The following is a 1,564-nucleotide window of genomic DNA, read 5'->3' on the forward strand; positions in this document are numbered from 1 at the left end:
ATCTTGCCATCTTGAGGATCTTGCCATCGTGATGAGCAGCGCAGCAAAAGCATGAGGATTCACCCAAATCAGGTACAATTGGCAATGATGGAGCGGTGAAGAGCTCGGCTAATGCACTAAGGGGGTCACTGCAGAACGAATGGATAACTACTAGGCGAATAGGTTGATTTCTGTGTGAGCAGGTCAATTTCTGGACAAATAGGTTAACTAAAAAAGGCCAGAACACTATCTGGCCTTTTAGCGTGAGGATTGCCATACGTGGCTAAGACACAGGGCTAATGCTTAGGTCTCGCTCACCTTAGCAAGTTGCTGCTGACTGCGCTGTTTCTTGTACTGCTTAGCCTCTGCCGGAATAGGCGTGACTTTACCGGTTTCTAACCAATTGCGTAGCCGGTTAGCATCCGCTAAATGGGTATATTTGCCGTAAGCATCGAGCACCACAAAGGCCACTTGGCGCTTAGCCATTTCCGTGCGCATCACCAGGCAATGGCCCGCGGCATTGGTAAAGCCGGTTTTGGTGAGGTGGATATCCCAATTATCTTTATAAACCAATCTATTAGTGTTACGAAAATCTAAACTATATTTAGGTTTAGCAAAGGTGACCGTCTTTTTTTCGGTCGAGCTTAATTGCCCCAATAATGGGTAACCTTGGCTGGCCTTCAGTAACACGACCAGATCGCTGGCGCTGGAAACGTTTTTGTGGGATAAACCCGTCGGCTCAACGTATTTCGTGTGCTTCATCCCCAATGCTTTTGCTTTTGCATTCATGGCCTTGATAAACGCTTTATGGCCACCGGGATAATGATGTGCAAGACTGGCGGCGGCGCGGTTTTCCGAGGACATCAGCGTCAGCAATAACATCTCTTTTCGGCTAATTTCGCTGCCAATCCGCACCCGAGAATACACACCTTTCATCTCTTTGGTATCACTGATATTGATAGTGAGCTTTTCGTCCATCGGTAATTTGGCATCTAAGGTCACCATCGCGGTCATCAACTTCGTCACCGAGGCGATGGGCATCACGGCATGGGCATTACTCGAATACAGCACTTCATTGGTTTTAAGGTCAACCACCATGGCACTATTTGCAGCAACTTCCTGCTTTGCTTGATTTTTTTTAGTGGCAACCGTTTTAGTGGTGGCTTTAGTGGCGGTGCTTTTAGTGACAGAGGCCGAATCGGCGCTATAAGCTGTCGTGGCAACAGTTAAACTGCTGCATACAAAAATAACACTACCGAGCAGAGAATGGATCTTCATGTTCGTTTCACTGAGTTAATGGGGGCCAAATGTGCCGTAGCACTCAATGGCCTAAGTATAAGAGGTCTGCGATGAAAGAAATAGAATGTAATCAGACTTTTATTAAGATATTCAACATTTTTGTGCCCAACGGTTACTGATGACACCCCAAGGGAACATAGCCTTACTGCAACGCATTAATTAAAAATCCATGTAAAACAAAATGATAATTCAAAGTTGTTGACCTCGCTGTGCATATCATCCCTCAGGCTACTCCCTAGGTGCTTTCCCTAAGCCGCATGCGGCGATTGACTCAAATGCTTAACAC

At 46.2% G+C, this 1,564-nt stretch carries 1 protein-coding gene; it reads right to left on the minus strand.

Annotated elements, in window-relative coordinates; translation table 11 throughout:
• Positions 1 to 282: 282 nt before the first annotated feature.
• Positions 283 to 1,257 (minus strand): D-alanyl-D-alanine endopeptidase, encoded by a 975-nt coding sequence (pbpG, locus tag ACRCZA_RS10015; RefSeq protein WP_438674298.1) that lies wholly within the window; start codon positions 1,255 to 1,257, stop codon positions 283 to 285.
• Between the last annotated feature and the right edge of the window lie 307 nt (positions 1,258 to 1,564).

Origin of the sequence: Shewanella sp., assembly GCF_051658185.1 — a bacterium.
Taxonomy (GTDB): Bacteria; Pseudomonadota; Gammaproteobacteria; order Enterobacterales; family Shewanellaceae; genus Shewanella.

Excerpts from the sequence above, each read along its gene's own strand:
- pbpG (WP_438674298.1), bottom strand. The coding sequence starts at position 1,257 with ATGAAGATCCATTCTCTGCTCGGTAGTGTTATTTTTGTATGCAGCAGT.